1 protein-coding gene is annotated in these 1,213 nt (G+C 46.7%); it reads right to left on the bottom strand.

Annotated features, from left to right (window positions below; all coding sequences use genetic code 11):
* Positions 1–28: 28 nt before the first annotated feature.
* Entirely contained in the window at positions 29–1,126 is a 1,098-nt protein-coding gene (locus DI392_RS19350) for an ISAs1 family transposase (RefSeq protein WP_109321332.1), read from the bottom strand.
* Positions 1,127–1,213 lie beyond the last annotated feature (87 nt).

The raw sequence follows: 1,213 nt of genomic DNA, 5'->3' as shown, positions 1-1,213 counted from the left end.
CAGGGCGGGAGCATACTTTGCTCAGTTCTTAACCAAAGAAAACCTGGGCCCGGTAATCATCGCTCCAGCCAGCTTTTTTCAACTTGTTTCGCTGACTTGGGGCACCACAGTGGCACTGCTTCAGCATGTTCATAACAAACCGTCTGAACAGAGCGATATTTTCTACCGCTCCTTCTAACATGATCCTTGAGTCATCTTCTTTGAAAACCACATCCAGCACGTAGTGTTGGCTGTTCTCGATCCGCCAGTGCTGGCGAATATAGTGTCCCAGGAGCTTATGCTTTGGCGACATAGAACTGACATAGTAGGAAGTATCCACTGTGCCTTTGCCGTTTATGGTTCGGTGCCGCTCTACAGCAATGATACTGCGGATCGTCGGCCAACGTTCCTGAAGCTCATCATTGAACTTTGGTTTAAGCTGGAATACGTAACGTTCCTCTTTGCGTCCATGAATTTCCTGAACGACTTCGGTGACGACTTTTTCTTTCCCTGCATCGAACACTGCCTGGAATTGTGATTGAACTGCACTCCAAAGTTTAGGCTGATTTTTCTTAACCTGAACAACGACATGCGCCTTTCTTTCAGCGACCTTTTCTAGTGTTTCTCGCTGACAGTGCAAAGCATCAAAGGTGATGATACTCCCCTTAACATTAAGGATGTCGAGCATCTGACGAACGACACTAATCTCGCCATTTTTATTAGCGGTTGGTTTCTGGCTGAGTACCAGACCATTATCCACATCATAAGCGGTAACAAGTTGTAGCGCGGTTTTCCTGTCATTGCGATAGGAGCCACGAAGCACCTTGCCATCAAAGGCGATAATGGGTTTATTATGCGCCTCTCTGTGCTCATTAACCCAGTTCAGCAGGGCTTCAAGTAACGACTCCGCGACAACCGATTTAAGAATGCGGGCTACGGTATGACGACGCGGAATACCATTCTCGAACGGCCGGTATCGCTTGAGCCAATCTTGTTTAGCATCACCATAGGTTTGGATATCCTGCCACCCCTCTGCACCAGCCATAATGGCGCTGATAACAAGAAAAATGACATCGACTAAGTCATGCTTTTGGTTGATAGGAGAGCTAGTTTCTTCAACGACGGATAGATGTTCAATGAGAGTCATACGGATAGCTAATTGGCCAGAAAAACCTATTAGATCATGCCGATAATGACCATTCAACAAGTTTTAACAAAGTGCGATCCCGCCCTG

Source organism: Vibrio albus (genome assembly GCF_003144035.1).
Taxonomy (GTDB): Bacteria; Pseudomonadota; Gammaproteobacteria; order Enterobacterales; family Vibrionaceae; genus Vibrio; species Vibrio albus.
Note: the sequence above shows the minus strand (reverse complement) of the source record. Positions and strands in the feature narration are given on the sequence as shown.